Annotated in this window: 21 protein-coding genes; 7 read left to right on the top strand and 14 right to left on the bottom strand. The window is 70.3% G+C overall.

What is annotated here, in order from left to right:
• The 6 genes from gnd to tkt are packed head-to-tail and all read right to left on the bottom strand — an operon-like array spanning window position 1 to window position 8,045.
• A complete protein-coding gene (gene gnd / locus OO70_RS18875) occupies window positions 1–837 on the bottom strand; it encodes a phosphogluconate dehydrogenase (NAD(+)-dependent, decarboxylating) (protein WP_051741358.1) in 837 nt (278 codons plus the stop codon).
• Window positions 765–2,258 carry a glucose-6-phosphate isomerase gene (locus OO70_RS18870; protein WP_043671928.1) on the bottom strand — a complete coding sequence of 498 codons (1,494 nt, stop codon included), beginning with the start codon at window positions 2,256–2,258 and terminating at the stop codon, window positions 765–767. Before OO70_RS18870 ends, gnd begins: the two co-directional genes overlap by 73 nt.
• The gene (gene opcA, locus OO70_RS18865) at window positions 2,251–3,186 is read right to left on the bottom strand and encodes a glucose-6-phosphate dehydrogenase assembly protein OpcA (protein ID WP_043671925.1); all 936 of its coding nucleotides are present in this window, start codon (window positions 3,184–3,186) and stop codon (window positions 2,251–2,253) included. The genes OO70_RS18870 and opcA overlap by 8 nt, the downstream gene beginning before the upstream one ends.
• A complete protein-coding gene (gene zwf / locus OO70_RS18860; protein ID WP_043671922.1) occupies window positions 3,183–4,808 on the bottom strand; it encodes a glucose-6-phosphate dehydrogenase in 1,626 nt (541 codons plus the stop codon). The genes opcA and zwf overlap by 4 nt, the downstream gene beginning before the upstream one ends.
• Complete coding sequence (gene tal / locus OO70_RS18855; RefSeq protein WP_043671919.1) at window positions 4,805–5,950, bottom strand: transaldolase; 1,146 nt, start codon at window positions 5,948–5,950, stop codon at window positions 4,805–4,807. Before tal ends, zwf begins: the two co-directional genes overlap by 4 nt.
• Before the next feature lie 19 nt (window positions 5,951–5,969).
• Window positions 5,970–8,045: a transketolase gene (gene tkt / locus OO70_RS18850; protein WP_043671916.1), complete on the bottom strand. Its 2,076-nt coding sequence runs from the start codon at window positions 8,043–8,045 to the stop codon at window positions 5,970–5,972.
• Between the two features lie 146 nt (window positions 8,046–8,191).
• Here tkt and OO70_RS18845 point away from each other — a divergent pair, with 146 nt between their 5' ends.
• Window positions 8,192–9,091: a helix-turn-helix domain-containing protein gene (locus OO70_RS18845; RefSeq protein ID WP_043671913.1), complete on the top strand. Its 900-nt coding sequence runs from the start codon at window positions 8,192–8,194 to the stop codon at window positions 9,089–9,091.
• A gap of 68 nt (window positions 9,092–9,159) precedes the next feature.
• Here OO70_RS18845 and OO70_RS18840 read toward each other — a convergent pair whose 3' ends face one another.
• Together OO70_RS18840 and OO70_RS18835 are read right to left on the bottom strand one after the other, a co-directional pair.
• Window positions 9,160–10,557, bottom strand: a complete 1,398-nt coding sequence (locus tag OO70_RS18840; RefSeq protein ID WP_043671910.1) for a glycoside hydrolase family 16 protein — start codon at window positions 10,555–10,557, stop codon at window positions 9,160–9,162.
• A gap of 210 nt (window positions 10,558–10,767) precedes the next feature.
• Complete coding sequence (locus tag OO70_RS18835) at window positions 10,768–12,012, bottom strand: L,D-transpeptidase (protein WP_043671907.1); 1,245 nt, start codon at window positions 12,010–12,012, stop codon at window positions 10,768–10,770.
• Window positions 12,013–12,354: 342 nt separating this feature from the next.
• Between OO70_RS18835 and OO70_RS18830 the strand changes: the two genes are divergently transcribed.
• Complete coding sequence (locus OO70_RS18830) at window positions 12,355–15,015, top strand: FAD/NAD(P)-binding protein (RefSeq protein WP_199827339.1); 2,661 nt, start codon at window positions 12,355–12,357, stop codon at window positions 15,013–15,015.
• Window positions 15,016–15,079: 64 nt separating this feature from the next.
• Here the strand turns inward: OO70_RS18830 and OO70_RS18825 are convergent, their stop codons facing one another.
• Window positions 15,080–17,179, bottom strand: a complete 2,100-nt coding sequence (locus OO70_RS18825; protein ID WP_043671904.1) for an MMPL family transporter — start codon at window positions 17,177–17,179, stop codon at window positions 15,080–15,082.
• Between the two features lie 175 nt (window positions 17,180–17,354).
• A complete protein-coding gene (locus OO70_RS18820) occupies window positions 17,355–18,338 on the bottom strand; it encodes an ArsR/SmtB family transcription factor (protein WP_043671901.1) in 984 nt (327 codons plus the stop codon).
• 141 nt (window positions 18,339–18,479) lie between these two features.
• Here OO70_RS18820 and OO70_RS18815 point away from each other — a divergent pair, with 141 nt between their 5' ends.
• A complete protein-coding gene (locus OO70_RS18815) occupies window positions 18,480–18,929 on the top strand; it encodes a peptidase inhibitor family I36 protein (RefSeq protein WP_043671897.1) in 450 nt (149 codons plus the stop codon).
• Between the two features lie 71 nt (window positions 18,930–19,000).
• Here the strand turns inward: OO70_RS18815 and OO70_RS18810 are convergent, their stop codons facing one another.
• The 4 genes from OO70_RS18810 to OO70_RS18795 form a co-directional block, all read right to left on the bottom strand.
• Window positions 19,001–19,669: a response regulator gene (locus tag OO70_RS18810; protein ID WP_043671894.1), complete on the bottom strand. Its 669-nt coding sequence runs from the start codon at window positions 19,667–19,669 to the stop codon at window positions 19,001–19,003.
• Window positions 19,666–20,859 (bottom strand): sensor histidine kinase, encoded by a 1,194-nt coding sequence (locus tag OO70_RS18805; RefSeq protein WP_043671890.1) that lies wholly within the window; start codon window positions 20,857–20,859, stop codon window positions 19,666–19,668. Before OO70_RS18805 ends, OO70_RS18810 begins: the two co-directional genes overlap by 4 nt.
• 100 nt (window positions 20,860–20,959) lie before the next feature.
• Window positions 20,960–21,769, bottom strand: a complete 810-nt coding sequence (locus OO70_RS18800) for an IclR family transcriptional regulator (protein ID WP_043671887.1) — start codon at window positions 21,767–21,769, stop codon at window positions 20,960–20,962.
• 20 nt (window positions 21,770–21,789) lie between these two features.
• On the bottom strand, window positions 21,790–22,215 hold the full coding sequence (locus OO70_RS18795) for a MarR family winged helix-turn-helix transcriptional regulator (protein WP_043671884.1): 426 nt from the start codon (window positions 22,213–22,215) through the stop codon (window positions 21,790–21,792).
• Between the two features lie 252 nt (window positions 22,216–22,467).
• Between OO70_RS18795 and OO70_RS18790 the strand changes: the two genes are divergently transcribed.
• From OO70_RS18790 to OO70_RS18775, 4 genes are read left to right on the top strand one after another with little or no spacing between them, the layout of a single operon-like run.
• On the top strand, window positions 22,468–23,385 hold the full coding sequence (locus OO70_RS18790) for an SDR family NAD(P)-dependent oxidoreductase (RefSeq protein ID WP_043671881.1): 918 nt from the start codon (window positions 22,468–22,470) through the stop codon (window positions 23,383–23,385).
• 32 nt (window positions 23,386–23,417) lie between these two features.
• Window positions 23,418–24,287 (top strand): amidohydrolase family protein, encoded by an 870-nt coding sequence (locus OO70_RS18785; protein WP_043672778.1) that lies wholly within the window; start codon window positions 23,418–23,420, stop codon window positions 24,285–24,287.
• 10 nt (window positions 24,288–24,297) lie between these two features.
• Window positions 24,298–25,803, top strand: coding sequence for an acyl-CoA synthetase (locus OO70_RS18780; RefSeq protein ID WP_043671879.1), 1,506 nt, complete (start codon window positions 24,298–24,300; stop codon window positions 25,801–25,803).
• Window positions 25,804–25,817: 14 nt separating this feature from the next.
• Window positions 25,818–26,273 carry a MaoC family dehydratase gene (locus tag OO70_RS18775; protein ID WP_043671876.1) on the top strand — a complete coding sequence of 152 codons (456 nt, stop codon included), beginning with the start codon at window positions 25,818–25,820 and terminating at the stop codon, window positions 26,271–26,273.
• Window positions 26,274–26,286: the final 13 nt, after the last annotated feature.

The raw sequence follows: 26,286 nt of genomic DNA, 5'->3' as shown, positions 1-26,286 counted from the left end.
CTACTCCTTGGACTCGACGGCGTGGCCGCCGAACTGGTTGCGCAGCGCGGAGATCATCTTCATCTGCGGCGAGTCGTCCTGACGCGACGCGAACCGCGCGAACAGGGAGGCCGTGATCGCGGGCAGCGGCACGGCGTTGTCGATGGCCGCCTCGACGGTCCACCGGCCCTCGCCGGAGTCCTCCGCGAAACCGCGCAGCTTGTCCAAGTGCTCATCGCTGTCAAGGGCGTTGACGGCGAGGTCGAGCAGCCAGGAGCGGATGACGGTGCCCTCCTGCCAGGAGCGGAACACCTCCCGCACGTCCGTGACGGAGTGGACCTTCTCGAGCAGCTCCCAGCCCTCGGCGTACGCCTGCATCATGGCGTACTCGATACCGTTGTGGACCATCTTCGAGAAGTGCCCGGCGCCCACCTTGCCGGCGTGCACGAAGCCGAACTCGCCCTCGGGCTTGAGCGCGTCGAAGATCGGCTGCACCTGGGCGATGTGCTCGGCGTCGCCGCCGACCATCAGCGCGTAGCCGTTCTTCAGGCCCCACACGCCACCCGAGACGCCCGCGTCGACGAAGCCGATGCCCTTGGCACCCAGCTCCTCGGCGTGCTTCTCGTCGTCCGTCCAGCGGGAGTTGCCGCCGTCCACGATGACGTCGCCGGGCTGGAGCAGCTCGCCCAGCTCGTCGACGACCGACTGGGTCGGGGCACCGGCCGGGACCATCACCCAGACCGTGCGCGGGGCTTCGAGCTTCTCGACCAGTTCGGCCAGGTCGCTCACGTCGGAGACCTCGGGGTTGCGGTCGTAGCCGATGACGGTGTGGCCCGCGCGGCGGATGCGCTCGCGCATGTTGCCGCGGGCACGTCGGCGCCCTCGGTCAGGGCGGGTTCGACGCGCTTGGCGAGGACCTTGCCCAGCTCGACGCCCCACTGGTCGAAGGAGTCGATGTTCCAGATCGCGCCCTGTACGAACACCTTGTGCTCGTAGAGGGCGATCAACTGGCCGAGGACGGACGGCGTCAGCTCGCTCGCGAGGACGGTCGTCGTGGGGTGGTTGCCCTTGAACGTCTTGTGCGGCACCAGCTCCTCGGGCACCCCTTCGGCGCGCACCTCGTCCGGAGTCTTGCCGAAGGCCAACGCCTGTGTCTGGGCGAAGAAGTTGGCCATCAGCAGGTCGTGCTGCTTCTTGAGCCCGTCGCTCAGCTCTGCCACCGGGTTGACGAAGCCGATGAAGTCCGCCGGGATCAACTTCGTGCCCTGGTGGATGAGTTGGTAGTAGGCGTGCTGCCCGTTCGTGCCGGGCGTGCCCCACACCACCGGCCCGGTCTGCCACTCCACCGGATTCCCGTCCCGGTCCACCGACTTGCCGTTGGACTCCATGTCCAGCTGCTGCAAGTAGGCGGTGAACTTGGAGAGGTAGTGGGAGAGACCGATCGCCGAGTCGTAGGAGTAACGGCCGCCGACCCAGTCCCAGAACTCGAACATGTTGTCCGTGTCGATACCGAAGTCCGACACCTTCCCTGCGTTCGTCGACAGCGCCACGAAGTGCTTCGCGACGGCCTTGTCGTCACCGCCGAGACCCTCAAGGAGCCATGTCCGGGCGGACGTCGCGTTGGTGATCGTCTCGATCGTGGTGAACGTCTTGGACGCGACGATGAACAGCGTCTCCGCCGGGTCGAGGTCACGGGTGGCCTCGTGCAGGTCGGCGCCGTCCACGTTCGACACGAACCGGACCGTCAACGAGCGGTCGGTGAACGCGCGGAGCGCCTCGTACGCCATCGCCGGACCGAGGTCCGAGCCGCCGATGCCGATGTTGACGACATTGCGGATACGACGGCCCGTGTATCCGGTCCACTCGCCGGAGCGGACGCGCTCGGCGAAGCCGGCCATCTTGTCGAGCACGGCGTGCACTTGGGGCACGACGTTCTCGCCGTCGACCTCGATCACCGCGTCGCGCGGGGCGCGCAGCGCGGTGTGCAGGACCGCGCGGTCCTCGGTGACGTTGATCTTCTCGCCGCGGAACATGGCGTCCCGCAGCCCGAACACACCGGTGGCGGTGGCCAGTTCCTGGAGCAGGGCGAGGGTCTCGTCCGTGATCAGGTGCTTGGAGTAGTCGATGCGCAGATCGCCGACGCGTACGACGTACCGCTCCGCACGCTCCGGGTCCGCCGCGAACAGCTCACGCAGCTGCGGGTGCAGCAGCGCGTCCGCGCGGTGGTCCTCCAGCGCGGCCCACTCCGGTCGCCGGGTGAGCTTGGGGGAGTCAGACATGAGAGGGGGTCTCCTTGGTGCCCTCGGCCCGCAGGGCGATGGCGTACATCTCGTCGGCGTCGAGGCGCCGCAGCTCCTCGGCGATGAGTTCGGAGGTGGTGCGGACCTTCAGCGCGAGGGTGCGGGAGGGCTGCCCGGGCAGGGACAACGTGGCCAGCGGCCCGTCGGGGCGGTCGATGACGACCTCGCCGGCGGCGGTACCCAGGCGTACGGCGGTGACGACCGGTCCGGCGGTGACCACGCGGTCGATCTTCACCTTCAGCCTGGCCTCCAGCCAGCGCGCCAGCAGCTCTGCGGCCGGGTTGTCGGCCTCAGCCTCCACGGCACCCGAGGTGATCTTGGACTTGGCCTGGTCGAGGGCCGCCGCCAGCATCGAGCGCCACGGGGTCAGCCGGGTCCAGGCGAGGTCGGTGTCGCCGGGCGCGTAGGCACGGGCGCGGGCGTCCAGCGCCTCCAGGGGGTTCACCGCCGCGTACAGGTCGGTGATCCGGCGCTGTGCGAGGGCGCCCAGCGGGTCCTTCGCCGGGACCTCGGGCGCCTCCGCCGGCCACCACACGACGACCGGCGCGTCGGGCAGCAGCAGCGGCAGCACCACGGAGTCGGCGTGGTCGGACACCTCGCCGTAGGTCCGCAGCACGACCGTCTCGCCGGTGCCCGCGTCGGCGCCCACCCGGACCTCGGCGTCGAGGTGCGAGTTCGTGCGGTCGCGCGGGGTGCGGGCGTGCCGCTTGATGACGACCAGGGTGCGCGAGGGGTGCTCGTGCGAGGCCTCCTCGGCCGCCTTGATCGAGTCGTAGGCGTTCTCCTCGTCCGTGACGATGACCATCGTCAGGACCATGCCCACGGCAGGGGTGCCGATGTCGCGGCGACCCTGCACCAGCGCCTTGTTGATCTTGCTTGCCGTGGTGTCGCTCAGGTCGATCTTCATGGCCTGCGCCAGCTCCGTCCGTCTCGTGCGAGCATCTCGTCCGCCTCCTGGGGCCCCCAACTGCCCGAGGAGTACTGCGCGGGCTTGCCGTTCTGCGCCCAGTACTCCTCGATCGGGTCGAGGATCTTCCAGGACTCTTCCACTTCCTGGTGGCGCGGGAACAGGTTGGCGTCGCCGAGCAGCACATCCAGGATGAGCCGCTCGTACGCCTCCGGGCTCGACTCCGTGAACGACTCGCCGTAGGCGAAGTCCATGGACACGTCCCGGATCTCCATCGAGGTGCCCGGCACCTTCGAGCCGAACCGGACCGTCATGCCCTCGTCGGGCTGGACGCGGATGACGATCGCGTTCTGGCCCAGCTCCTCGGTGGCGCTGGAGTCGAAGGGGGAGTGCGGGGCCCGCTTGAAGACGACCGCGATCTCCGTGACGCGCCGTCCGAGCCGCTTGCCGGTGCGCAGGTAGAAGGGGATGCCCGCCCAACGGCGGTTGTCCACCTCCAACTTGACGGCCGCGTAGGTGTCGGTCTTCGACTGCGGGTCGATACCGTCCTCCTGGAGGTAGCCGACGACCTTCTCGCCGCCCTGCCAGCCCTCCGCGTACTGCCCGAACACCGTGTGCTCGCCCAACTCCTTCGGCAGCCGCACCGACTTGAGCACCTTGAGCTTCTCGGTGAGCAGCGCCTCCTCGTCGAAGGCGATCGGCTCCTCCATGGCGGTCAGCGCCATCAGCTGAAGAAGGTGGTTCTGGATGACGTCACGGGCCGAACCGATGCCGTCGTAGTAGCCGGCGCGCCCGCCGATGCCGATGTCCTCGGCCATCGTGATCTGGATGTGGTCGACGTAGGACCGGTTCCAGATGGGCTCGTACATCTGGTTGGCGAAGCGCAGCGCCAGGATGTTCTGGACGGTCTCCTTGCCGAGGTAGTGGTCGATGCGGAACACCTGGTCCGGGTCGAACACCTCGTGCACGATCTTGTTCAGCTCGCGCGCGCTCTTCAGGTCGCGCCCGAACGGCTTCTCGATGACCGCACGCCGCCAGGACCCCTCGGCGGCCGTCGCCAGGCCGTGCTTCTTCAGCTGCTTGACGACCTTCGGGAAGAACTTCGGCGGTACGGAGAGGTAGAACGCGTAGTTGCCGCTGGTACCCCGAGAGGAGTCCAACTCGTCGACCGCCGCGCGCAGTTGCTTGAACGCCGTGTCGTCGTCGAAGTCGCCCGGGATGAACCGCATGCCCTCGGCGAGCTGCTGCCAGACCTCCTCGCGGAACTCGGTCCGGGAGTGCTCCCGCACCGAGTCGTGCACCACCTGCGCGAAGTCCTGGTCCTCCCAGTCCCGCCGGGCGAACCCGACGAGGGAGAAGCCCGGCGGCAGCATGCCCCGGTTGGCCAGGTCGTAGACGGCCGGCATCAGCTTCTTGCGGGACAGGTCACCGGTGACCCCGAAGATGACAAGCCCCGACGGGCCCGCGATACGGGGGAGCCGGCGGTCGCGCTCGTCACGCAGTGGGTTGTCCCAGTGGGCGGCCAGGGCGTCGGTGAGTTCCTCGACGGTGAGCGCCTCGGTCTCCGGTGCCCCGGTATCCGGCGCCGCTGCCGGTTTCGTTGCGGGAAGTTCCTCGCTCATTCCCCGTCGACCCCCTTGCCGCTCAGTGACTTCGCGACGGCGTCCAGCAGGTCCTGCCAGGCCACCTCGAACTTGGCGACGCCCTCGTCCTCCAACTGCTTGACGACGACGTCGTACGAGATCCCCAGTCGCTCTACGGCGTCCAGGTCGGCGCGTGCCTGCGCGTAGCCGCCGGTCACCGTGTCGCCGTGGATGTCGCCGTGGTCGGCGGTGGCGTTCAGGGTGGCCTCCGGCATGGTGTTGACCGTGCCGGGCGCGACCAGCTCGTCGACGTACAGGGTGTCCTTGTAGGACGGGTCCTTCACGCCGGTCGAGGCCCAGAGGGGGCGCTGCCTGTTGGCGCCGGCGCTCGCGAGACCGGTCCAACGGCCGCCGGCGAAGACCTCTTCGTAGGCCTGGTAGGCGAGCCGCGCGTTGGCGAGGGCGGCCTTGCCCTTGAGGGCGAGGGCCTCGTCCGTGGCGAGCGCGGTCAGGCGCTTGTCGATCTCGGAGTCGACGCGAGAGACGAAGAAAGAGGCCACGGAGTGGATGGTCGCGAGGTCGATGCCCGCGGCGCGTGCCTTCTCCAGGCCGGCCAGGTAGGCGTCCATGACCTCGCGGTAGCGCTCCAGGGAGAAGATCAGCGTGACGTTGACGCTGATGCCCTCGCCGATGACCTCGGTGATGGCCGGGAGACCGGCCTTCGTCGCCGGGATCTTGATCATCACGTTGGAACGGTCCACCAGCCAGGCCAGCTGCTTGGCCTCGGCGATCGTCGCCGCCGTGTGGTGGGCCAGGCGCGGGTCGACCTCGATGGAGACCCGGCCGTCCCGGCCGCCGGTCGCCTCGTAGACCGGGCGCAGGATGTCGGCGGCGGCGCGGACGTCGGCCGTGGTCATCATCCGTACGGCTTCCTCGACCGTCACCTTGCGCACGGCGAGGTCGGCGAGCTGCTCCTCGTAGCCCTCGCCGGAGCCGATGGCGGCCTGGAAGATGGACGGGTTGGTGGTGACGCCGACGACGTTCTTGGTGTCGACGAGTTCGGCGAGGTTGCCGGACTCGATCCGCTTGCGCGACAGGTCGTCCAGCCAGATGGAGACGCCCTCGTCGGACAGGCGCTTGAGAGCTCCCGCGGTGGCGGTCACTTCGGTCACTGTGATCATCTTCTTTCTGGCGATCGGATCAACCGCGCGCGGCGGCGAGGGATTCCCTGGCGACAGCGGCGACGTTCTCGGCCGTGAAACCGAACTCGGCGAACAGGGTCTTGGCATCGGCGGAGGCGCCGAAGTGTTCGAGGGAGACGATGCGTCCTGCGTCACCCACGAACCGGTACCACGTGAGACCGATCCCGGCCTCGACCGCAACGCGGGCCTTCACAGACGGCGGAAGGACGCTGTCGCGGTACTCGCGCGACTGCTCCTCGAACCACTCCACGGACGGCATCGACACCACCCGGGTGCCCACGCCCTCGGCCTCCAGCCGCTCCCGCGCCTCGACGGCGAGGTGGACCTCGGAACCGGTCGCGATGAGCACCACGTCGGGGGTCTCGGTGGAGGAGTCCTTCAGGACGTAACCGCCGCGCGCCGCATCGGAGTTGGGCGCGTACGTCGGCACACCCTGACGGGTCAGCGCGAGGCCGTGCGGGGCCGGGTCGGTGGCGTGCCGCTTGAGGATCTCGGCCCAGGCGATCGCGGTCTCGTTGGCGTCGGCCGGGCGCACGATGTTCAGGCCCGGGATGGCGCGCAGCGAGGCGAGGTGCTCGACCGGCTGGTGGGTGGGGCCGTCCTCGCCGAGGCCGATGGAGTCGTGGGTCCAGACGTACGTCACTGGGAGCTGCATCAGCGCGGAGAGGCGGACGGCGTTGCGCATGTAGTCGGAGAACACCAGGAAGGTGCCGCCGTAGACACGGGTGTTGCCGTGCAGGGCGATGCCGTTCATCTCGGCCGCCATCGAGTGCTCGCGGATACCGAAGTGGATCGTACGACCGTACGGGTCGGCCTCCGGCAGCGGGTTGCCCTTCGGGAGGAAGGACGACGTCTTGTCGATGGTGGTGTTGTTCGAGCCGGCCAGGTCGGCGGAGCCGCCCCACAGCTCGGGCAGGACCGTTCCAAGTGCCTGGAGGACCTTGCCGGAAGCGGCGCGGGTCGCGACGGAGGAGCCCGCCTCGAACACCGGCAGGGAGTCCTCCCAGCCCTCGGGGAGCTGGCCCGCGACGATCCTGTCGAAGAGCTTCGCCCGCTCGGGCTGGGCGCCGCGCCACTTGTCGAGTTGCTTGTCCCACGCGGAGTGCGCCTCGGCACCCCGGTCCAGGGCCTTGCGGCTGTGCGCGATGACCTCGTCGGCGACCTCGAAGGCCTTCTCGGGGTCGAAGCCGAGGACGCGCTTGGTGGCGGCGATCTCGTCGGCGCCGAGCGCGGAGCCGTGGGCGGCCTCGGTGTTCTGGGCGTTTGGAGCGGGCCAAGCGATGATCGTGCGCATCGCGATGATCGAGGGGCGCCCGGTCTCGGCCTGCGCCGTCCTGAGCGCCGTGTACAGCGCGTGCGGGTCGATGTCGCCGTCGGCGGCGGGCTCGATGCGCTGGGTGTGCCAGCCGTAGGCCTCGTACCGCTTCAGCACGTCCTCGGAGAAGGCGGTCGCGGTGTCGCCCTCGATGGAGATGTGGTTGTCGTCGTAGACGAAGACGAGGTTGCCGAGCTTCTGGTGGCCGGCCAGGGAGGAGGCCTCGGCGGAGATGCCCTCCTCCAGGTCGCCGTCGGAGACGATCGCCCAGATGGTGTGGTCGAAGGGCGACTCGCCCTCGGGGGCCTCGGGGTCGAACAGGCCACGCTCGTAGCGGGCGGCCATCGCCATGCCCACCGCGTTGGCGACACCCTGGCCGAGCGGTCCTGTCGTGGTCTCCACACCGGCCGTGTGCCCGTACTCGGGGTGGCCAGGCGTCTTCGAACCGTGCGTCCGGAACGCCTTCAGGTCGTCCAGCTCCAGCTCGTACCCGGCGAGGTACAGCTGCGTGTACAGCGTCAGCGAGGTGTGGCCGGGGGAGAGGACGAAGCGGTCACGGCCGGTCCACTCGGGATCCGCGGGGTCGTGACGCATCACCTTCTGAAAGATCGTGTACGCGGCGGGAGCCAGGGCCATCGCGGTGCCCGGGTGTCCGTTGCCGACCTTTTGGACCGCGTCAGCGGCCAGAACACGGGCGGTGTCGACGGCGCGACGGTCGAGATCGGTCCACTCGAAGCTGTCAGGTGTGTGCGCGTTCATCTTCAAGAAGTCCTCGGTAAGAGCGGAAGAACTGCTCGGACGTCTTCAAATCTAAAAGTCTGACTTTTACGAGGGAAGGTGCCGGTGTGCCAGCCTGTGGTGAAAGTGGGACACCGAGTTCGGCTTCCGGGCGGCGCGAGAAGGACATGACGGACAGAACTATCCAAGACGTCGGCGGTGACGGCGACGTGATCAGAACGTTTCCCTTCCCTGTCGATCTGAGCGTCTGCGGCGTCGGCATGCAGGTCGGCCCGATGGGTGCCGGGCGCGCCTGGCACGCCGACGTACCCCTGCACCGCGTCCACCGCATCGACTTCCATGTGGTGATGCTCTTCTCCGAGGGCCCGGTCCGCCACATGATCGACTTCGCCGAGTACGAGGCGAACGCCGGCGACGTCCTGTGGATCCGTCCCGGCCAGGTCCACCGCTTCTCCCGGCCCGACGAGTACCGCGGCACCGCCCTGACCATGCAGCCCGGCTTCCTCCCCCGCGCCACGGTCGAGGCGACAGGCCTGTACCGCTACGACCTCCCCCCTCTCCTGCACCCCGACGAGCCCCGCCTGGCCGCCCTGCGCGCCTCCCTGGGCCAGCTCCAACGCGAGTACGAGGACACGGAGACCCTCCCCCTGAGCCTGCACACCTCGGTCCTACGACACTCCCTGACGGCCTTCCTGCTCCGGCTCGCGCATCTCGCGGCCAGCTCGGCGGAGGCGGCCCGGCAACAGGCCGACACGACGTTCACGCTCTTCCGCGACGCCGTCGAGAAGGGCTTCGCCACCAACCACAGCGTCAGCGCCTACGCCGACGCCCTCGGCTACTCCCGCCGCACCCTCGTCCGCGCGGTCCGCGCCGCCACCGGCGAGACCCCCAAGGGCTTCATCGACAAACGCGTCGTCCTGGAGGCGAAGCGGCTGTTGGCCCACACGGACCTGCCGATCGGCCGGGTGGGGGCGGCGGTCGGGTTTCCGGACGCGGCGAACTTCTCGAAGTTCTTCCATCAGCACACCGACCTGACGCCGGCGGGGTTTCGGGCGGAGCTGCGCTGAGGGTGCGGGCATGCCGAAAGGGGGCTCCACGCGCGCGTGGAGCCCCCTTTGTCCGTGGGGAGTCGGGATCAGTGACCGAAGTCGAACCAGTTCACGTTCACGAAGTCCGCCGACTGGCCGCTGCTGAAGGTGAGATAGACGTCATGGGTGCCGGTGACCGAGCTGATGTTCGCCGGGACCGTCTTCCATGACTGCCAGCCCCCGGTGTTGGCCAGCGAGAAGCTGCCGATCGGGGTCGCGGTGGGGCTGTCGAGGCGTACCTGGACCAGGCCGCTGACCCCGCTCGCCGCACCGCTCGCGACCCGGCCGTAGAACTGGGTGGCCGCCGTGGAGCCGAAGTTGACGCCCTTGTAGAGCGCCCAGTCGCCGTTGGCTATCGAGCCGATGTCCTGACCGCCGCCCGTGTCCGTCGTAGTCTCGGCGATGGTGCCGGACTGGCTGTCGTAGGACTCGGCCTGGATGGCGCTGTAGGCGTCACGGCTGCCGGTCGGCGGGGTCGTGGTACCGCTCCCACTGGACTGCAGTACCTGGACGTAGTCCACCGTCATCGGGTGGTTGGGGTCGGTGGCGCTGGTGGGGCCGCCGCCGTACGCCGCCGGGAAGCCGCCGCCCATCGCCACGTTCAGGATGATGAAGAAGCCGTGGTTGGTGGCGTTGGCCCAGGTGGTGGCGTCGACCTGACTGGCGTTCACGGTGTGGAAGTTGACGCCGTCGAGGTAGAAGCGGATCTGCTCGGGGCTCGTCGACCTGTCCCACTCCATGGCGTAGGTGTGGAACCCGGCCTGGCAAGTGGTCCCCGTACAGGCGGTGTTGCCGCCGATTCCGGTCGTCTCGTTGCAGGGGCCGCCCGGGTTGGTGCCGCAATGCACCGTCGCCCAGTCGGTGTTGAGACCCTGGACGTTCTCCATGATGTCCAACTCGCCCACGCTGGGCCAGTTCTGGTAGTTGCCCCGGAACGGCGCGCCCAGCATCCAGAAGGCGGGCCAGTAGCCGAGCGCCGACGAGCCCGTGACGTTCGGCATCTGGATCCGGGCCTCGACGCGCAGCTTCCCGCCGGCCGGCGGCTGGAAGTCGGTGCGGTTGGTCTCGATACGGCCCGAGGTCCAGTTGCCGGAGGCGTCGCGGCGCGGCGTGATCAGCAGGTTGCCGTTGCCGTCGAGCGCCACGTTGTTGGTGGACGAGGTCATCGTCTCGACCTCGCCGGTGCCCCAGTTCGCGGCGCCGCCCGGATACGAAGTCCCGGTGTCGTAGAGCCAGTTGGTGGTGGAGACACCGGTGCCCGCGGTGCCGTTGAAGTCGTCCAGGAACACCTGCGTCCAGCCCGACGGGGGCGTAGGCGCGGAGGCGTTCGCGGGCAGGGTGATGGCCGTGGCGGTGGCGGCCGCCAGGCCGAGGGTGCTGAGGACGGCGATCAGGACACGTCGTAGGGGACGGGGTCTGTGCTGCGTGCCGGAGGTCTCACTCATGGGTGCCTCTCGGGTACGGAGTGGGGATGCGGGTGCCGTGCCTGCTTGAGAGCGCTCTCACACAGTGGTTGCGCGGTCAATGTGCTCTCAGCCACTCCGGTCGTCAAGAGGTGAAGCCGTGAAAGTCCTTTCGTCGCAGGTGAGTTCAGGCGATGAATGAGGTGATTGCGGAGGTTTCCCGGGATGTCGTCCCCGTCGGAACCAGCGGAACTAGACGGCGCTCCCCGCTTTCCAGTCCGCCCACGACAGGTTCCAGCCGTTGAGGCCGTTGTCCGCCGCCACGGTCTTGTCGCCGGAGTTCTTCACGATGACGACGTCGCCGAGCATCGAGCTGTCGTAGAACTTGTAGCCCGCCACGGAGCTGTTGTTCGCGCCCTTGGCGTCGTGCAGGCCCACGCAGCCGTGGCTGGTGTTCTGGTTGCCGAACACCGAGGTGGACGCCCAGTAGTTGCCGTGCACGAAGGTGCCGGAGGTGGTCAGGCGCTGGGCGTGCGGGACGTCGGAGATGTCGTACTCGTCACCGAGCCCGACCGTCGAGGACTCCATGCGGGTCTGCTTGAACCGCTCGCTGATCACCATGATCCCGGCCCAGGTGGTGTGCTGAGCGTTGCCGCCGCTGACCGGGTAGGTGGCGAGGGTCTTGCCGTCCCGCTTGACCACCATCTCCTTGCTGGACAGATCCACCGTGCTGATCTGCTCGCGCCCGATGTTGAAGGTGACGTCCTTGGACTGAACGCCGTAGATGCCGTCCTGGCCCTCGACGTCCTTCAGCCGCAGGCTGAGCGTGATCTTCGTGCCGGCCGCCCAGTACGTCTCGGGCCGGAAGTCGAGCCGGGTGTCGCTGAACCAGTGCCCGACGACCTCGACGGCCGGCTCGGCGGTGACCGTGATCGCCTTCTGGACGGCGGCCCGGTCCTTGACGGCGTGCGTGAAGTTGATCGACACGGGCATGCCGACGCCGGAGGTGGAGTTCGCCTCGGGGGTGAAGTAGCCGACGAACGTCTCGCCGGGCGACTTGGTGGTGAAGGTCGCGGTCTTCGCGGCGGCGCCCTGCGCCTGCGCCGCGACCGTGTACTTCGTGCCCGAGTACGGGTTCTTCGTGGACGTCCATTTCGTCTTGGCGTCGTTGAAGGACCCGGCCAGCGTGGAGCCGTCGTTGCCGGTCACCTTCACGGTCGCGAGTGTGCCGTCGGTCACGACGACCGTGACCGGGTCGGTGAAATCGGCCTTCTTGGTGCCGTCGGCGGGTACGACCGTGACGGTCGGCGTCTTCGCGGCCTTCACGGACGCGGTGGACGACGAACCACCGGAGGAGGAGCTCTCCGTGGCGCCCGCGGACCCGCTGCAGCCGGTCAGAACGGCGGCCGGTACCACCCCGAGCACGGTGAGGACCCCACGCCGGGACCACCTCTCCGACTGCTTCTCGGACCGGTTGGATATGTGCGACACGCCCACGACACGCCTTCCTCCGCATATCGCGCACACCCCCTGGCCGTACGCGACGAGATCACCAGTGCCGTTGCATCCTGCGTCACTTCCCTGGATTGAATCTTTGAATCCCAGGGGCTCCACCTGAGATTCCTGTGAAGAGAACCTGAAGGAAGGCCTGAAACCACGGTTGCCGGAGGCTCCGCGAGTGTGAACAGAGTATGAAGGCGCCGTCCGGGGCCCTGAGTATCCGGTGAGATCCCCGTCTCGCCATGGCTTCCCCACCTGCCCGGTCGGAATAGTGAGAAAGGAACTGAAGGCGGAGTTCCGTTTCGACGGCTCCGCGGCAGCCCACCGCCGGAGGTATTCGTGACCGAAGTCCGCAAGCGGCCCACCGTGGCGATCGTCGGAGCGGGCGCGGCAGGTATCCTGACCGCCGTCCAGCTGTGCGAGACGGCCACGCGCCGCCGGACCCCCCTCGACCTGGTCCTGGTCGACCCGGCCCCGGAAGCCGGCCGCGGCACGGCCTACGCCACACCTGATCCACGCCACCGCCTCAACGTGCAGGCGGGCGGCATGAGTTGCTACCCCGATGACCCCGGCCACTTCACCCGCTGGCTGTGCCGCCACGGCGAACCCACCGTCAGCGGCACCGACTTCGCCACCCGCTACCGCTACGGCGCCTACCTCGCCGACACCCTCGCCCAGGCCGTCGTCCGCTCCCACGGCACGGTCTCCGTACGACGACTGCGCACCCGCGCCGAGAGCTGTACCGGCACCCCCGAAGGCCCGGTGGAACTCCACCTCGCCGACGGGGGACTCCTCACCGCCGACAGCGCGGTCCTGGCCACCGGCCCCGCCGCTCCCACGGCCGCCTGGGCCCCGCCCGCGCTGCGCACCTCGACCCGCTTCGTCAACTCGCCCTGGAAACCCGGTGCGTTGGACGCCGTACGCGAGGACACCGCCGACATCCTCCTCGTCGGCACCGGCCTCACCGCCGTGGACCTCGCCCTCACCCTCGACCGGCCCGAACGCACCGTGCACGCCGTGTCCCGCAGCGGACTCCTGCCGCAGCCGCACGCGTTGGGACCGGCCGGCGCGATGGAGGCGCCGAGGTGGCCGCGCGACCTGACGCTGAGCGGACTGCGCCGGACCGTCTACCGGCACGTCAGCCGCTCCGTCCGCACCCACGGCGACTGGCGCCCCGCACTGGACAGCCTGCGCCCGCACACCGCGAGACTCTGGCACAGCCTCACCCCCGAGGAACGCGGCGAGTTCCTCGCGAACGAGGGCGCGATCTGGAACACCCACCGCCACCGCATGGCCCCCGCCACCGCCGAGTCGGTGACCCGGGCCCGCACCGCACGACGCCTCCAGGTGCACACCGGCACGATCGCCGAAGTGGCGGAGGACGAGGGCTCCTTCGTGGTCACCCTGTCCAACGGCCGTTCCGTACGCGCGGGTTGGGTGATCGACTGCACTGGCCCGGGGCAGCGGCTCGAAGACCCGTTGTGGCGCGGGCTGTTCGAGAGCGGCGCGGCCGTGCCCGGTCCGCTCGGCATGGGGGCCGCCACCCGCGACGGACGTCTCCTCGACGGCCAAGGTCGTTCCCTACGACCGCTGTTCACCCTCGGCGCCCCGAGGCGCGGCGAACTCTGGGAGACCACGGCGATCCCCGAGATTCGCGTCCAGGCGGCCGCCCTGGCCCGGCAGTTGCTCGCTCCATCGACCCGCCGCGCCCGCCGCAGGCCGGTCGACGGACTCGGACTCGCCCTCTCGACCCACGCCGAAGCGGCCACCGCGTACCGCAACGGGCTGGACCGCGTCCTCAAGGTGCGCGCAGGCGCGGAGGACGCCTTCGCCCGCGCGGTCGCCCTGGACCCCGGATTCGCCCTGGGCCACGCGGCGTTGGCCCTGCTCGGCCACGAGTGCGGGGCGGCCGTCGACGTCCCCCGGGCGCTCGCCGACGCCCAGCGCTGCGCACACGAACGGGCCGACGACCGCGAGCGTTCCTTCGTCGAAGTGATCACGCGCCGCGTCCAATCCACCGACGGGGACCGCGCGTTGATACGCCACCTCGACGCCCACCCCGCCGACGCGCTCGCCCTCGCCGCCGCCGTACCCACCATCGCCTTCTCCGGCGTCACCGACCTGGACGACGACTACGCGCTACGGTTGGTCGAGCGGACGTCCCCCGCCTACGACGGGCACTGGTTCCACACCTCGCTGCTCGCGTTCCTGCGTCAGGAGCAGGGCAGGCTGCGTGAGGCGGGTGAACTCGCCCACCGAGCCTTGGGTGTTGAGCCCGCGTCCGGGCACGCCGTGCACGCGCTGGCCCACGTCCACTACGAGTCCGGCGCCCACGAGGCGGGCCGGGACTGGCTGGACGGCTGGGTGTCCGGACAGGGCCGAGGTGCGGTCCACCGGGCCCACTTCTCCTGGCACATCGCCCTGCACGAACTCGCGTTGGACGACCCGGCCGCCGTCCGCAGGCGCTGGTTCGCCCAGTTGGCGCCGGGCCGGGTGACCGGGGTACGCGCACTCGTCGACTCGGGGTCACTGCTGTGGCGGGCCCGGCTCAGCGGCAACTGGCACGGGGAGCTGCCGACTTCGGACGTCTTGGACTCGGTCGCCTGCGAGGTCCTGGAGCGGCCCGCGACCGCGTTCACGGCTCTGCACGCGGCGGTGGCCCTCACCGCCGCCGGCGACATCCCCGCCCTGCGCCGACTCCGCGACCACGCGGCGGGCGCCGACCCGGTGCAGCGCGAGGTCATCGCCCCCCTCTGCGACGCCTTCACCGCCCTCGTCGAACACCGCTTCCACGAGGCCGCGCGAGGCCTCGACGCCCTGCTGCCGGTCCTGCGCAAGGTCGGCGGCAGCGCGGCCCAACGCGAGGTCGTCGAGGAGACGTTGCTGTACGCGCTGGTGTCGGCGGGGCGGTGCGACGCGGCACGACGGCTGCTGGACGCCCGGCTGGAACGGAAGGGAGCGCCTCGGGACCGGCGGATGCTGGCGGGGTTGGCCGGGTGAGGTGAGGGAGTCGATGTCGGTGGTCCGTCCCCACCCCGCCCGGGACGGACCACCGGCATCGACGTCAGCGACTCGCCAACTCCCGTTCCACGGAGGCCTCTTCACGCAACCCGAACCGGTCGTGCGCCCGGCGCAGCGCCTTCGGCGCCCACCAGGCACGACGGCCGAGCGACGCCATCGTCGCCGGAACCAGCAGCATCCGTACGACCGTCGCGTCGATCAGTACCGCGAGGGTGAGGCCGAGGCCGATCTGCAGGATGGGGGAGAAGCCGCCCGTCATGAAGGCGCCGAAGACGACGGCGAGGAGGAGCGCGGCGCAGGTGACCACGCGGCCCGAGCGGCGCAGACCGGTCACCACGGCCTCCTGGTCGTCGCCCGTGCGGCGCCGGGCCTCGCGCATCCGGGCCAGGATGAACAACTCGTAGTCCATGGCGAGTCCGAAGGCGATCGCGACGATCAGCGGTGGCGCGGTCAGGCTCAGCGCGCCCAGCCCCTGGGCACCGAGGGCGCCGGCGAGATGGCCGTACTGGAAGACCCACACCACCGCACCGAGCGCGGCTCCCAGGCTGAGCAGTGTCGTCGCGATCGTGCGCAGGGGGATCAGCACCGAGCCGGTGAAGGCGAAGAGGAGGAGGAAGATTCCGGCCAGGACGGTCGCGGCGGCCCAGGGTGCGCGGTCGGCGAGCATCGCGCGGAAGTCGACCAACCGGGCTGCCATGCCGGTGACTTGGACCGGTTCGGTGCCGCGCGTCTCCCGGATCCGCCGCACGAGGTCGGTCGCCGCCCTGCCGTCTGCGCTGCCCGGCGGTTGGAGGGACACGACCGTGCCGCCGTCGGGCAGGGTGCGTGACGTGGCGGTGGGGGAGAGGGTGCGGATGCGGTCGGCGGTCGTGGTGTCGGTGCCCGGTTCCAGGACGACGGTCACCGGTGAGACCCCCGTTCCGGCGGGGAAGTGTGCGTCGACCGTGTCGTACAACTGCCTTGCCTCGGTGTTCTTCGGGAGCTGTCGGGCGTCGCCGATGCTGATCTTCAGGCCGGTGACCGGCAGTGCCAGGACGAGCAGGGCCGGGACGACGACGGCCAGGACGGCGATCCGGCGGCGGGCCGCGAAGCGGGCCAGGCGGGCGAAGAGTTGGCCCTCCTCGGCGTCCGGCCTGGCGCGCGCCGGGGCGATCCTGGCGCCGAACCGGGTCAGCAGGGCGGGGAGAAGGGTGATCGCGGCCAGCATGTCGACGACGACCACGGCCGCCACCGCCAGGCCCATGCTGCGCAGGAACGTGCTCGGGAAGACAAGGAGACCGGTGAGGCTGACGGCGACCGTGAGACCGGAGAAGAGGACGGTACGGCCGGCCCGCGCGACGGTGCGGTGCACGGCCTCCCGCACGTCGTCCGTGTGCTGTCGCTCCTCGCGGAAGCGGACCAGCATCAACAGGGCGTAGTCCACGGCGAGTCCGAGCCCAAGCATCGTGGTCACCTGGATCGCGTACACGGAGATGTCGGTGACGTGACTGAAGGCGAACAGCGCCAGGAACGCCCCCGCGATGCCGCTCGTCGCGATCACCAGCGGGAGCGCGGCGGCGCGCAGACCGCCGAACACCACGAGCAGCAGGGCGAGTACGACCGGCAGGGAGATCAACTCCGCGCGCTGCACGTCCTGTTGGGCACGCTCGCCGATCTGCTTCCCCAGCAACGGGCCGCCGCTGACATGGACTTCGGGCGCGTCGATCTGCCGGATGCGGTCCGCCGCCGCGTCCACCGCGTGCTCCTCGGCATCGTCGCTCAGGCCGCCCTCGAGGGTGACCGGGATCAGCAGTGCCCGCCCGTCCCGCGAGGTGAGGCTGCCCGTGGTGTAGGGGTCCGGCACGGCGGCGATCCCGGCGAGGGCACACACATCGGTCACGGCCCGCTCCACCTGGGCGCGCAGGGCGGGATCGGAGACCGCGACCCCCTCGACGACACCGGTGACGGTCTCCCCGGTCGGGTCGACGCGGTCGAGATACTGGGCGGCCAACTCCGACTCGGTGCCCGGGACTTCGGGCACGTTGTCGGACAGCCGGCCGAAGACGCCCGTCCCGAGCCCGAAGCCGAGCAGCAGGAAGAGCACCCAGACGGAGATCACGGTCAGCGGGCGGCGGGTCGCCGCCCGGGCGAGTGTGGAGAGCACGGTCCCTCCCGGCGGGGCATCGGATGACATGCCTCTCAGGCTGGTGGGGGAACGGGTGGCGCCGGATCGCCGGAGCGAGGGGTTCGGCGGCTCGGTCGTACGGGTGAGAGAGGGGCCCTTCTCGCTCCCGAGGGGGAGGAATCCCCGCCGCCGGTAAGGGGGTTGGGCGCGGGGGTCAGCGGCCGCCCGGCCCCGTTCGCAGCAGGGCGGCTCCGAGCGGGGTCAGGGTGTGCAGGACCGTGTTGGCGTGGCGGTGGCTGGTGATCAGGCCCGCGTCGCGCAGCACTGCCGTGTGATGGCTCGCCGTCGTGGGAGTCACGCCGGCCCGGCGGGCGGCCTCGGTGGTGGTGGAGCCGGTCGCGCTGGCTCGCAGAATGGCGGCGCGGGTGGGGCCGAGCAGCACGTTCAGCGGTGGGGAGCCGGTGTGCGGGGTTGTCGCCGGCGGGTGGTGGAGGGGGTAGAGCAGCACGGGCGGCAGTCCGGGGTCGGCCAGGGAGACGGGCGTGTGCCAGCAGAAGTGGGAGGGGATCAGGAGCAGCCCCCGTCCGTCGAGGTGGACGTCGCGACGGTCCGGATACGGATCGACCTCCAGGACCGGTGGCCGCCAGCGGATCGTGGGGCCCAGTCCGCTGAGCAGGCCCTCGGTGCCGGCGTGGAACAGGGTGTGGGCGTGCCGGGCCCGCTCGGCGTGCAGACGTTCCTGGATGCGCTCCTCGTGCGGGGCGATCGCGGCACGGTGGTAGGCGCGCAGGGCGTCCACGAGTTGTTCGCGCGTGTCCCGCTCCGTGAGCCGGTGTGCCCAGGCAGGGGCGCCGACGCCTCGGGCGAGCGCGTCGACCTCGCTCACGACCCGCGCCCGCGGCGTCGCCAGTACGGCCTCCAGCCCGGCGTCCAGTCCCAGGGTGCCTTCCGGCGGCGTCAGGAAGTCGGGGAAGTAGCTGGCGCGCGGGAAGAGCGGCAACAGGAAGGTTTTCACCGTCCGTTCGAGGCCGGCCCGTCGCAACGAGTCGCACGCGGTGCGGAACCAGGGCCCGTAGGCCCAGCGGCCCTCACGGGTCTGGAGCCGGTGCAGACTGACCGCGATCTCCCAGAGCGCGTGCGGCTCGGTCGCCACTCTGACCCTGGTGAGGTCCTCCTGCGTGAAATGAAAGCGGAGCATCCGTTTCCCCGTGGGCCCCCGTTGCCGACCTGCGAAGTGTCGGCGCACTCGCATGAGGATGACAGGGACATACCCGGCCCAGGAACATTAATTCCCGCCAGTGGCAGGCCAGTTGGCACCCTCCACGAGAAAGGCCACGGGATGTCCTCGTACGCGAAGGAGCACAACCGGAAGTCCGGCCGCACACCCCGGCGGGGCCGCAGAGCCCTCTTCGCCACGGCGATCACCTTCGCCCTGGCGGCCCTGGGCCTGATCGCACCGAGTTCGGCGAGTGCGTCGGCGCAGGCGGCATGGGACTGTCCGAGCGGTGATCTGTGCATCTGGACCGGTACCGCCGGCACGGGCAGCCGGTGCACGTGGAGCAACGCCGACACGGACTGGTACAGCGCTCCCGTCGTGTGTTCGTGGGCCGACAACCAGGTCGTCGGGTCGGCCAAGAACAGCGGCACGTCGTCCTCGTACGACTGGGTCGTTCTCTACGACGGTGCGAACTACGGCGGTACCACCTGCTACTTCATCCCGCAGCACGGCGGTACCTGGTCGAACCTCAACTACAAGCTCCGCTCGCACCGCTGGTCGTCCATCTGCTGACCGGCGGATGACGCATCGGCGGGCCTCGGAACGCCGGGACCCGCCGACCCGCGCCGCCCGCGGCGGGCTCGTCAGGGCGCCCCCGGTGTCACCAGCCCCGTCTCGTACGCGCAGATCACCGCCTGCACCCGGTCCCGCAGCCCCAACTTGCCCAGCACATTGCTGACATGGGTCTTCACGGTGTGCTCGCTGACGAACAGGGTCGTCGCGATCTCGGCGTTGGACAGGCCCCGGGCCAGCAGCCGCAGCGTCTCCTCCTCCCGGGCGGTCAGGACCTCCAGCCGGCCGGGCGCGATCTCGGCGACGGCCTCCTCGCGGCGCCGCCGCACGATGTCGGCGACCAGCCGCCGTGTCACCGTCGGCGCGAGCAGCGAGTCGCCGGCCGCGACCACGCGGACGGCGTGCACGAGGTCGTCGCGGCGGACGTCCTTCAGGAGGAAGCCGCTGGCGCCCGCGTACAGCGCCTCGTACACGTACTCGTCCAGGTCGAACGTGGTCAGCATGACGACCTTGCAACCGGACTGCGCGCACACCTGACGGGCCGCCTCCAGACCGTCCATGACCGGCATACGGATGTCGAGCAGCAGGACGTCGGGAGCGTGTCGGCGCACCGCGGCGACCGCCTCGGCGCCGTCCCCGGCCTCCGCGACGACCTCGATGTCCCGCTGGGCCTCCAGGATCATGATGAAGCCGCTGCGGACCAGCTCCTGGTCGTCGGCCACCACCACCCGGATGCTCATCCCAGGGCCGCCTGTCGGTCGGTGGCGACGGGAAGCCGTACGACGACCCGGAAGCCGCCGTCGGGTCCGCGGCCGGTCTCCGCCGTGCCTCCGCAGGCGGCCGCCCGCTCCCGCAGACCGATCAACCCGTGGCCGCCGACTTCGCCCGCCGGGCCTCGTCCGTCATCTGTCACCGTGAGCACCAACTCGTCCCCCGTCCAGTCGAGTTCGACGGTAGCGGTGGAAGCGCGCGCGTGCTTCACGGTGTTGGTGAGCGCTTCCTGGACCACCCGGTAGACGGCGACCTCGGTGTCCGGGGGCAACGGGCGCGGCACCCCGCTCGTCCGCAACTCGACGCGCAGGCCCGTGGATTCGGTGACCTGGCGCAGCAGTCCGGGCAGCGCGGCGACCCCCGGCTGCGGCCGGTGCCCCGAACTCCCGTCCCGCTGCTCGTCCTTGAGCACCCCGAGGATGCGCCGGAGCTGACCCATCGCGTCCCGGCCCGCCCCCGCGATCGCGTCGAACGCGGCCTCGGCACGCTCGGGATCACTGCGTACGACCACCGGGCCGGCCTCCGCCTGCACCACCATCAGGCTCACCGCGTGGGCCAGGATGTCGTGCATGTCCCGGGCGATCCGGGCCCGTTCCTGTGCCGTGGCCCGCGCGGTGTCGGCGGCGCGCTCGCGCTCCAGGCGCCGGGCCCGGTCCTCCAGGGCGGCGGTGTAGGCGCGTTGGACCCGGGCGAGGCTGCCGAAGCCGTACGCGCACAGCAGGCTCAGCAGATGGAAGGCGTACTCGAAGGGCAGGGCGTGCTCCTTGTGCTGCATGACCACGGACACGCCGATCAGCCAGCCCGCGAGCATCAGGCGCCGCTGCCAGGGAAGGCAGCGGGCCGCGACGGTGTAGAGGGCCACGAGGCCGCCGTACATCACGTCCGGCGGTGGCGCGTGGTAGACCGCCATCGCGGGCGTGGCCGCCGACACCACCCACGCCGTCGCGAAGGGCGCCCTGCGCCGCCACACCAGCGGTACCGCCGTACCGGCCCCGAGGAGCCAGCCCTGCCAACTCAGCGGATCGCCGCCCTCGTCGGGGAAGAGCCATTGCAATGACACCGCGAACAGGACGAGCGCCGCGAGTGCCGAGTCGACTGCGTACGGGTTGGCGGTCCTGAGCCGGGCGACGGCCGGTGCGAACCAGTGCTGAACATCCATGAGCGGCTCCTCGGGGCAAGGGCCGTTCCAGTATCACGACGTCACACGGGCGTGGCCTCGCCGGTGAGAGGGATATCCGCGCCCGGCACGTGGGATCTCCTCACGGCTCCGGCCGCCACCCCAGCGCCCGCGATATCCCGCGCGCCGCGAGCCGGACCGCCGGGATCAACGCCGGTACCTGCGCGTCCACTTGAGGCACCACGACCGACACCGCCGCCACCACCGCACCGCCCGGCTCGCGCACCGGCGCGGCCACCGACAGCGCGTCGTCCGTGATCTGACGGCTGCTCACCGCGACGCCGGTGCGCCGTACTTCGGCCAGTTCCCGCCGCAGCCGTACCGGATCGGTGATCGTGTACGGCGTGAAGGACGCCAACGGGCCGGTGCAGTAGGCCTCTTGGGAGTCCGGGTCGCCGTGTGCCAGCAGGGCGAGGCCGACCCCGGTGGCGTGCAGCGGCCAGCGGGCGCCGACCCGGATGTGGACGCCGACCGCCGAACGGCCCGAGATCCACTCGGTGTAGACGACCTCCGCGCCGTCCCGCACCGCCAACTGCACGTTCTCGTGCGTCGATTCGTACAGGTCCTCCAGGTAGGGGAGGGCGACTTGGCGCAGGGCGAGGCCGCGGGGGGCGAGGGCGGCGATCTCCCACAGTCGTAGGCCCACGTGGTAGATCCCGGACGCGTCCCGTTCCAGCGCGCCCCATTCGGTGAGGGCGCCGGTGAGGCGGTGGGTGGTGGTCAGGGTGAGGCCGGCCCGGCGGCTGATGTCGGACAGGGACAGGGCCGTGTGCTCGTGGTCGAAGGCGGCGAGCACGGCGAGCAGCCGGTCGGGCGCGGACCGCGTGACGGGTGCCGACCGGGCGGTCGTCGCGGACCCGGGGGTGGTCGCGGGCCGGGTGGTGGTGGGCATGGCCGGGCCTCCGTCCAGCGTCAGGCGAGTCCGTCCTCGGCGACTCGCTGCAGCAGCGTGTGCAGGGTCTCCCGCTCGGTCGCGTCGAGGGGGCCCAGCAGTTCGTTCGTGACGCGCAGGCCGGCCTCGTCGGTGTCGCGCAGGAAGCCGCGGCCGTTCTCGGTCAGGACCACGATGCGGCTGCGGCGGTCGTCGGGGGAAGGGCGGCGCTCGGCGAAACCCAGCTTCTCCAGGTCGTCGACCAGGCCGACGATCGCGCTCGGGTCGTAGCCGAGCCGGGTGCTCAGTTCGCGCTGGAGGGCGCCCTCGGACGTGGCGAGGAAGCGGAGGAGGGCGTAGTGGCGCAGCCGTAGGCCCGACTCCTGGAGGAACGTGTTGAAGAGCTGACCGGAGCGCAGGCCCAGCCGGTACATGAGGTAGCCGGTGTCCGCGTGCAGCCCGCGCATCCACGGCTCGTGCGCGTCGATCGGGGGGTTCGCTGCGTGCTGCTGGCGGGCGATGGCGGGCTCCCTGGGTCGAGGCCCCGGGGTGGGGCGTGCGGTGGTTCGGAGTCAGTGTGACGCACATGGTCCGTCGGCAACAACTATTGACGTCAACAATTATTGCTCTTAGCTTCGATCTCGAAGCCGCACCGGTGCCGTTCGCAGTCACGGTCCCGGTGTGTCGTACCGCTGCCTCGTCTTGTGAAGGGACCGCTCGTGCCCAGCATCGATCTGACCGGCAAGGTCGCCGTCGTCACCGGCAGTGGCCGGGGCCTCGGCCTCGCCTACGCGCACGCCCTGGCCGCCCACGGCGCGTCCGTGGTCGTGAACGACATCGACGAGGCGGTGGCCGAGCAGGCCGTGAAGTCCATCACCGAAGCGGGCGGCACCGCCGTCGCCGAGGTGGTCCCGGTCGGTACGACCGAGGCCGCCGAGCGGCTGGTGAACCGTGCCGTCGAGGAGTTCGGGCGGCTCGACATCCTGGTCACCAACGCGGGCATCCTGCGCGACAAGGTGCTGTGGAAGATGACCGACGAGGACTTCGACGCGGTGATCACGACCCACCTGAAGGGCACCTTCACCTGTGCCCGCGCCGCCGCCGTACGGATGCGCGAGCAGGGCGAGGGCGGCAGCCTGATCCTGGTCGGCTCACCGGCCGGCCAGCGCGGCAACTTCGGCCAGACGAACTACTCGGCCGCCAAGGCGGGCATCGCCGCCTTCGCCCGTACCTGGTCGATGGAGCTGGGCCGCGCGGGCATCACCGTCAACGCGATCGTGCCGGTCGCCGCGACCGCGATGACCGAGACGATCCCCGCGTTCGCCCCGTACATCGAGGCCATGCGCAACGGCGAGCCGCTGCCCGACTTCCTCCGCAAGGGCGAGGGCTTCGGCACCCCCGAGGACTGCGCCGCCCTCGTCCCCTTCCTCGCCTCCGAGGCCGCGCGCGGCATCACCGGCCAGGCCATCGGCATCGGCGGCGACAAGGTGGCACTCTGGTCCCACCCGCAGGAGATCAGCGCGGCCTACGCCGACGGCGGCTGGACCCCCGACACCCTGGCCGACGCCTTCCCCACCTCGGTCGGGGCCGAACTCCAGTCGGTCGGCATTCCCGCACCGAAGCTGCCGGAGGCGTGATGACACCCCCCATGGACATCGGCGAACGCGTCATGGACGTCGGCGAACTCGTCGCGATCGACGTCCACACCCATGCGGAGGTGTCCTCCAAGGGCCACTCCTCCCTGGACGACGACCTGCACGATGCCTCCTCCGCCTACTTCAAGGTCGCGGGCAAGCGGAAGCCGACCCTCGAGGAGACCGCCGCGTACTACCGCGAGCGGAAGATGGCCGCCGTGATCTTCACGGTCGACGCAGAGTCCGCGACCGGCACCGAGCCCGTCCCGAACGAGGAGGTCGCCGAGGCCGCCGCCGCGAACGCGGACGTCCTGATCCCCTTCGCGTCCATCGACCCGTTCCGGGGCCGAGCGGGCGTGAAGCAGGCGCGGCGGCTGGTCGAGGAGTACGGGGTGAAGGGCTTCAAGTTCCACCCCAACATCCAGGGCTTCTTCCCCAACGACCGGGCCGTGGCGTACGACCTCTACGAGGTCATCCAGGAGACGGGCACCATCGCCCTCTTCCACACGGGCCAGACGGGCATCGGCGCGGGAGTGCCGGGCGGGGGCGGGATCCGCCTCAAGTACTCCAACCCCCTGCACGTGGACGACGTCGCCGCGGACTTCCCGCACCTCAAGATCATCCTGGCGCACCCGTCCTTCCCCTGGCAGGACGAGGCCCTCGCCGTCGCCACGCACAAGCCGGGCGTGCACATCGATCTGTCCGGCTGGTCGCCGAAGTACTTCCCGCCGCAGCTGGTGCAGTACGCGAACACCCTGCTCAAGGACAAGGTCCTCTTCGGCTCCGACTATCCCGTCCTCACCCCGGACCGCTGGCTCGCCGACTTCGAGAAGCTGCCGATCAAGGACGAGGTCAAGCCGAAGATCCTCAAGGAGAACGCCGCCCGCCTGCTCGGGCTGACGTAAGGGGCGCCGGATGCGCAACGAGGGACTGGGGTCATGGCCCGCACGCCGGGCCCGCAAGACCCCGCACCGCACGGCTTTGGTGCACGGTGGTTCGTCGACGGACTACGGCACATTGCATACACGAACCACCCGCCTCGCCCACGCCCTACGAGCCCGGGGCCTCCGCCGCGGCGACCGCATCGCCTACCTCGGCCCCAACCACCCCTCCTACCTGGAGACCCTGTTCGCCGCCGGCACGCTCGGCGCGGTCTTCGTCCCCCTCAACACCCGCCTGGCCGGCCCCGAGATCGCCTACCAACTCGCCGACTCCGGTGCCAAGGTCCTCGTCCACGGCCCGACACACGCGGGTCTCGTCGCCGGACTGCCGGGCAGCACCGACGTACGGATCTACATCGAAGTCGGCGCGGAGTACGAGGAGTTGCTCGACGCGGCCTCCGCCGAGCCGATCGACGAACCCGTCACGGCCGACGACACCTGCATCATCATGTACACCTCGGGCACGACAGGTCGCCCCAAGGGCGCGATGCTCACCCACGGCAACCTGACCTGGAACGCGGTCAACGTCCTCGTCGACACCGACCTGATCGCCGACGAACGCGCCCTGGTCTCCGCCCCGTTGTTCCACACGGCCGGCCTGAACATGCTCACCCTGCCGGTGCTGCTCAAGGGCGGTACCTGTGTCCTGGTCGAGGCCTTCGACCCGGCGGCCACCTTCGACCTCATCGAACAGCACCGGATCACCTTCATGTTCGGGGTGCCCACGATGTTCGACCAGCTGGCCCGGCACCCGCGCTGGGCCGACGCCGACCTGTCCTCGCTGCGCATCCTCACCTGCGGCGGCTCCCCGGTCCCGTCGCCGCTGATCGCCGCCTACCAGGAGCGCGGGCTGACCTTCCTCCAGGGCTACGGCATGACGGAGGCCTCGCCCGGAACCCTGTTCCTGGACGCCGAACACGCGGTCAGCAAGGCGGGTTCGGCGGGGGTACCGCACTTCTTCAGCGACGTACGGGTCGTACGACCGGACCTCACCCCCGCCGACGTCGGCGAGACCGGCGAGGTCGTGGTGCGCGGACCCCATGTCATGCCCGGCTACTGGGGGCTGCCCGAGGAGACGGCCGCGGTCTTCGCCGACGGCTGGTTCCGCAGCGGGGACGCGGCCCGGACAGACGAGGACGGGTACGTGTACATCGTCGACCGTATGAAGGACATGATCATCTCCGGCGGGGAGAACATCTACCCCGCCGAGATCGAGGACCTGCTCCTCGCCCACCCCGACATCGTCGAGTGCGCGGTCATCGGCGTCGCGGACGACAAGTGGGGCGAGGTGCCGCGCGCGGTCGTCGTGCCGCGCGACGGCGCTTCGCCGGACCCCGACGAACTGCTCGCCTCGCTGGCCGGCCGGCTCGCCAAGTACAAGATCCCCAAGTCGGTGGTGGTCGCGGACGAACTCCCGCGCACCGCCTCCGGAAAGCTCCTCAAGTCCCGGGTGCGCAAGCGCTTCGGCGGCAACTCTTAGGTAGGGAACGCGATATGAGCATCACCGTCAACGGCCTCGACGAACTCAAGAAGCTCGCGGGCAGTGACCTCGGCACCAGCGAGTGGATCGAGATCACCCAGGAGCGCGTCAACACCTTCGCCGACGCGACGGGCGACCACCAGTGGATCCACGTCGACCCGGAGAGGGCCGCGGCCGGGCCGTTCGGCGCGCCCATCGCACACGGCTATCTGACGCTCTCCCTCTTCATCCCGCTCTTCACCGAGCTGCTGGACGTCGAGGGCGTGTCGACGAAGGTCAACTACGGCCTGAACAAGGTGCGTTTCCCCGCACCGGTCAAGGTCGGCTCGCGCATCCGGCTGGTCGCGAAGCTCGCCTCGGTGGAGGACGTGCCGGGCGGGGTGCAGATCGCCGTCGACGGGACGATAGAGATCGACGGCGGACCGAAGCCCGCCGCCGTCCTGCAGAGTCTCTCGCGGTTCTACGCCTGACAGCCCCTCACCG

Origin of the sequence: Streptomyces xylophagus, assembly GCF_000716435.1 — a bacterium.
In the GTDB taxonomy this organism is placed as follows: Bacteria; Actinomycetota; Actinomycetes; order Streptomycetales; family Streptomycetaceae; genus Streptomyces; species Streptomyces xylophagus.
The sequence above is the reverse complement of the archived record's forward strand: the minus strand, read 5'-3'. Positions and strand labels throughout refer to the sequence as shown.

Coding starts and splice junctions, on each gene's coding strand:
- gnd (WP_051741358.1), bottom strand. CDS start 837: ATGCGCGAGCGCATCCGCCGCGCGGGCCACACCGTCATCGGCTACGAC.
- OO70_RS18870 (WP_043671928.1), bottom strand. CDS start 2,258: ATGTCTGACTCCCCCAAGCTCACCCGGCGACCGGAGTGGGCCGCGCTG.
- opcA (WP_043671925.1), bottom strand. CDS start 3,186: ATGAAGATCGACCTGAGCGACACCACGGCAAGCAAGATCAACAAGGCG.
- zwf (WP_043671922.1), bottom strand. CDS start 4,808: ATGAGCGAGGAACTTCCCGCAACGAAACCGGCAGCGGCGCCGGATACC.
- tal (WP_043671919.1), bottom strand. CDS start 5,950: ATGATCACAGTGACCGAAGTGACCGCCACCGCGGGAGCTCTCAAGCGC.
- tkt (WP_043671916.1), bottom strand. CDS start 8,045: ATGAACGCGCACACACCTGACAGCTTCGAGTGGACCGATCTCGACCGT.
- OO70_RS18845 (WP_043671913.1), top strand. CDS start 8,192: ATGACGGACAGAACTATCCAAGACGTCGGCGGTGACGGCGACGTGATC.
- OO70_RS18840 (WP_043671910.1), bottom strand. CDS start 10,557: ATGAGTGAGACCTCCGGCACGCAGCACAGACCCCGTCCCCTACGACGT.
- OO70_RS18820 (WP_043671901.1), bottom strand. CDS start 18,338: ATGCTCCGCTTTCATTTCACGCAGGAGGACCTCACCAGGGTCAGAGTG.
- OO70_RS18815 (WP_043671897.1), top strand. CDS start 18,480: ATGTCCTCGTACGCGAAGGAGCACAACCGGAAGTCCGGCCGCACACCC.
- OO70_RS18810 (WP_043671894.1), bottom strand. CDS start 19,669: ATGAGCATCCGGGTGGTGGTGGCCGACGACCAGGAGCTGGTCCGCAGC.
- OO70_RS18805 (WP_043671890.1), bottom strand. CDS start 20,859: ATGGATGTTCAGCACTGGTTCGCACCGGCCGTCGCCCGGCTCAGGACC.
- OO70_RS18800 (WP_043671887.1), bottom strand. CDS start 21,769: ATGCCCACCACCACCCGGCCCGCGACCACCCCCGGGTCCGCGACGACC.
- OO70_RS18795 (WP_043671884.1), bottom strand. CDS start 22,215: ATGCGCGGGCTGCACGCGGACACCGGCTACCTCATGTACCGGCTGGGC.
- OO70_RS18785 (WP_043672778.1), top strand. CDS start 23,418: ATGGACGTCGGCGAACTCGTCGCGATCGACGTCCACACCCATGCGGAG.
- OO70_RS18780 (WP_043671879.1), top strand. CDS start 24,298: ATGCGCAACGAGGGACTGGGGTCATGGCCCGCACGCCGGGCCCGCAAG.
- OO70_RS18775 (WP_043671876.1), top strand. CDS start 25,818: ATGAGCATCACCGTCAACGGCCTCGACGAACTCAAGAAGCTCGCGGGC.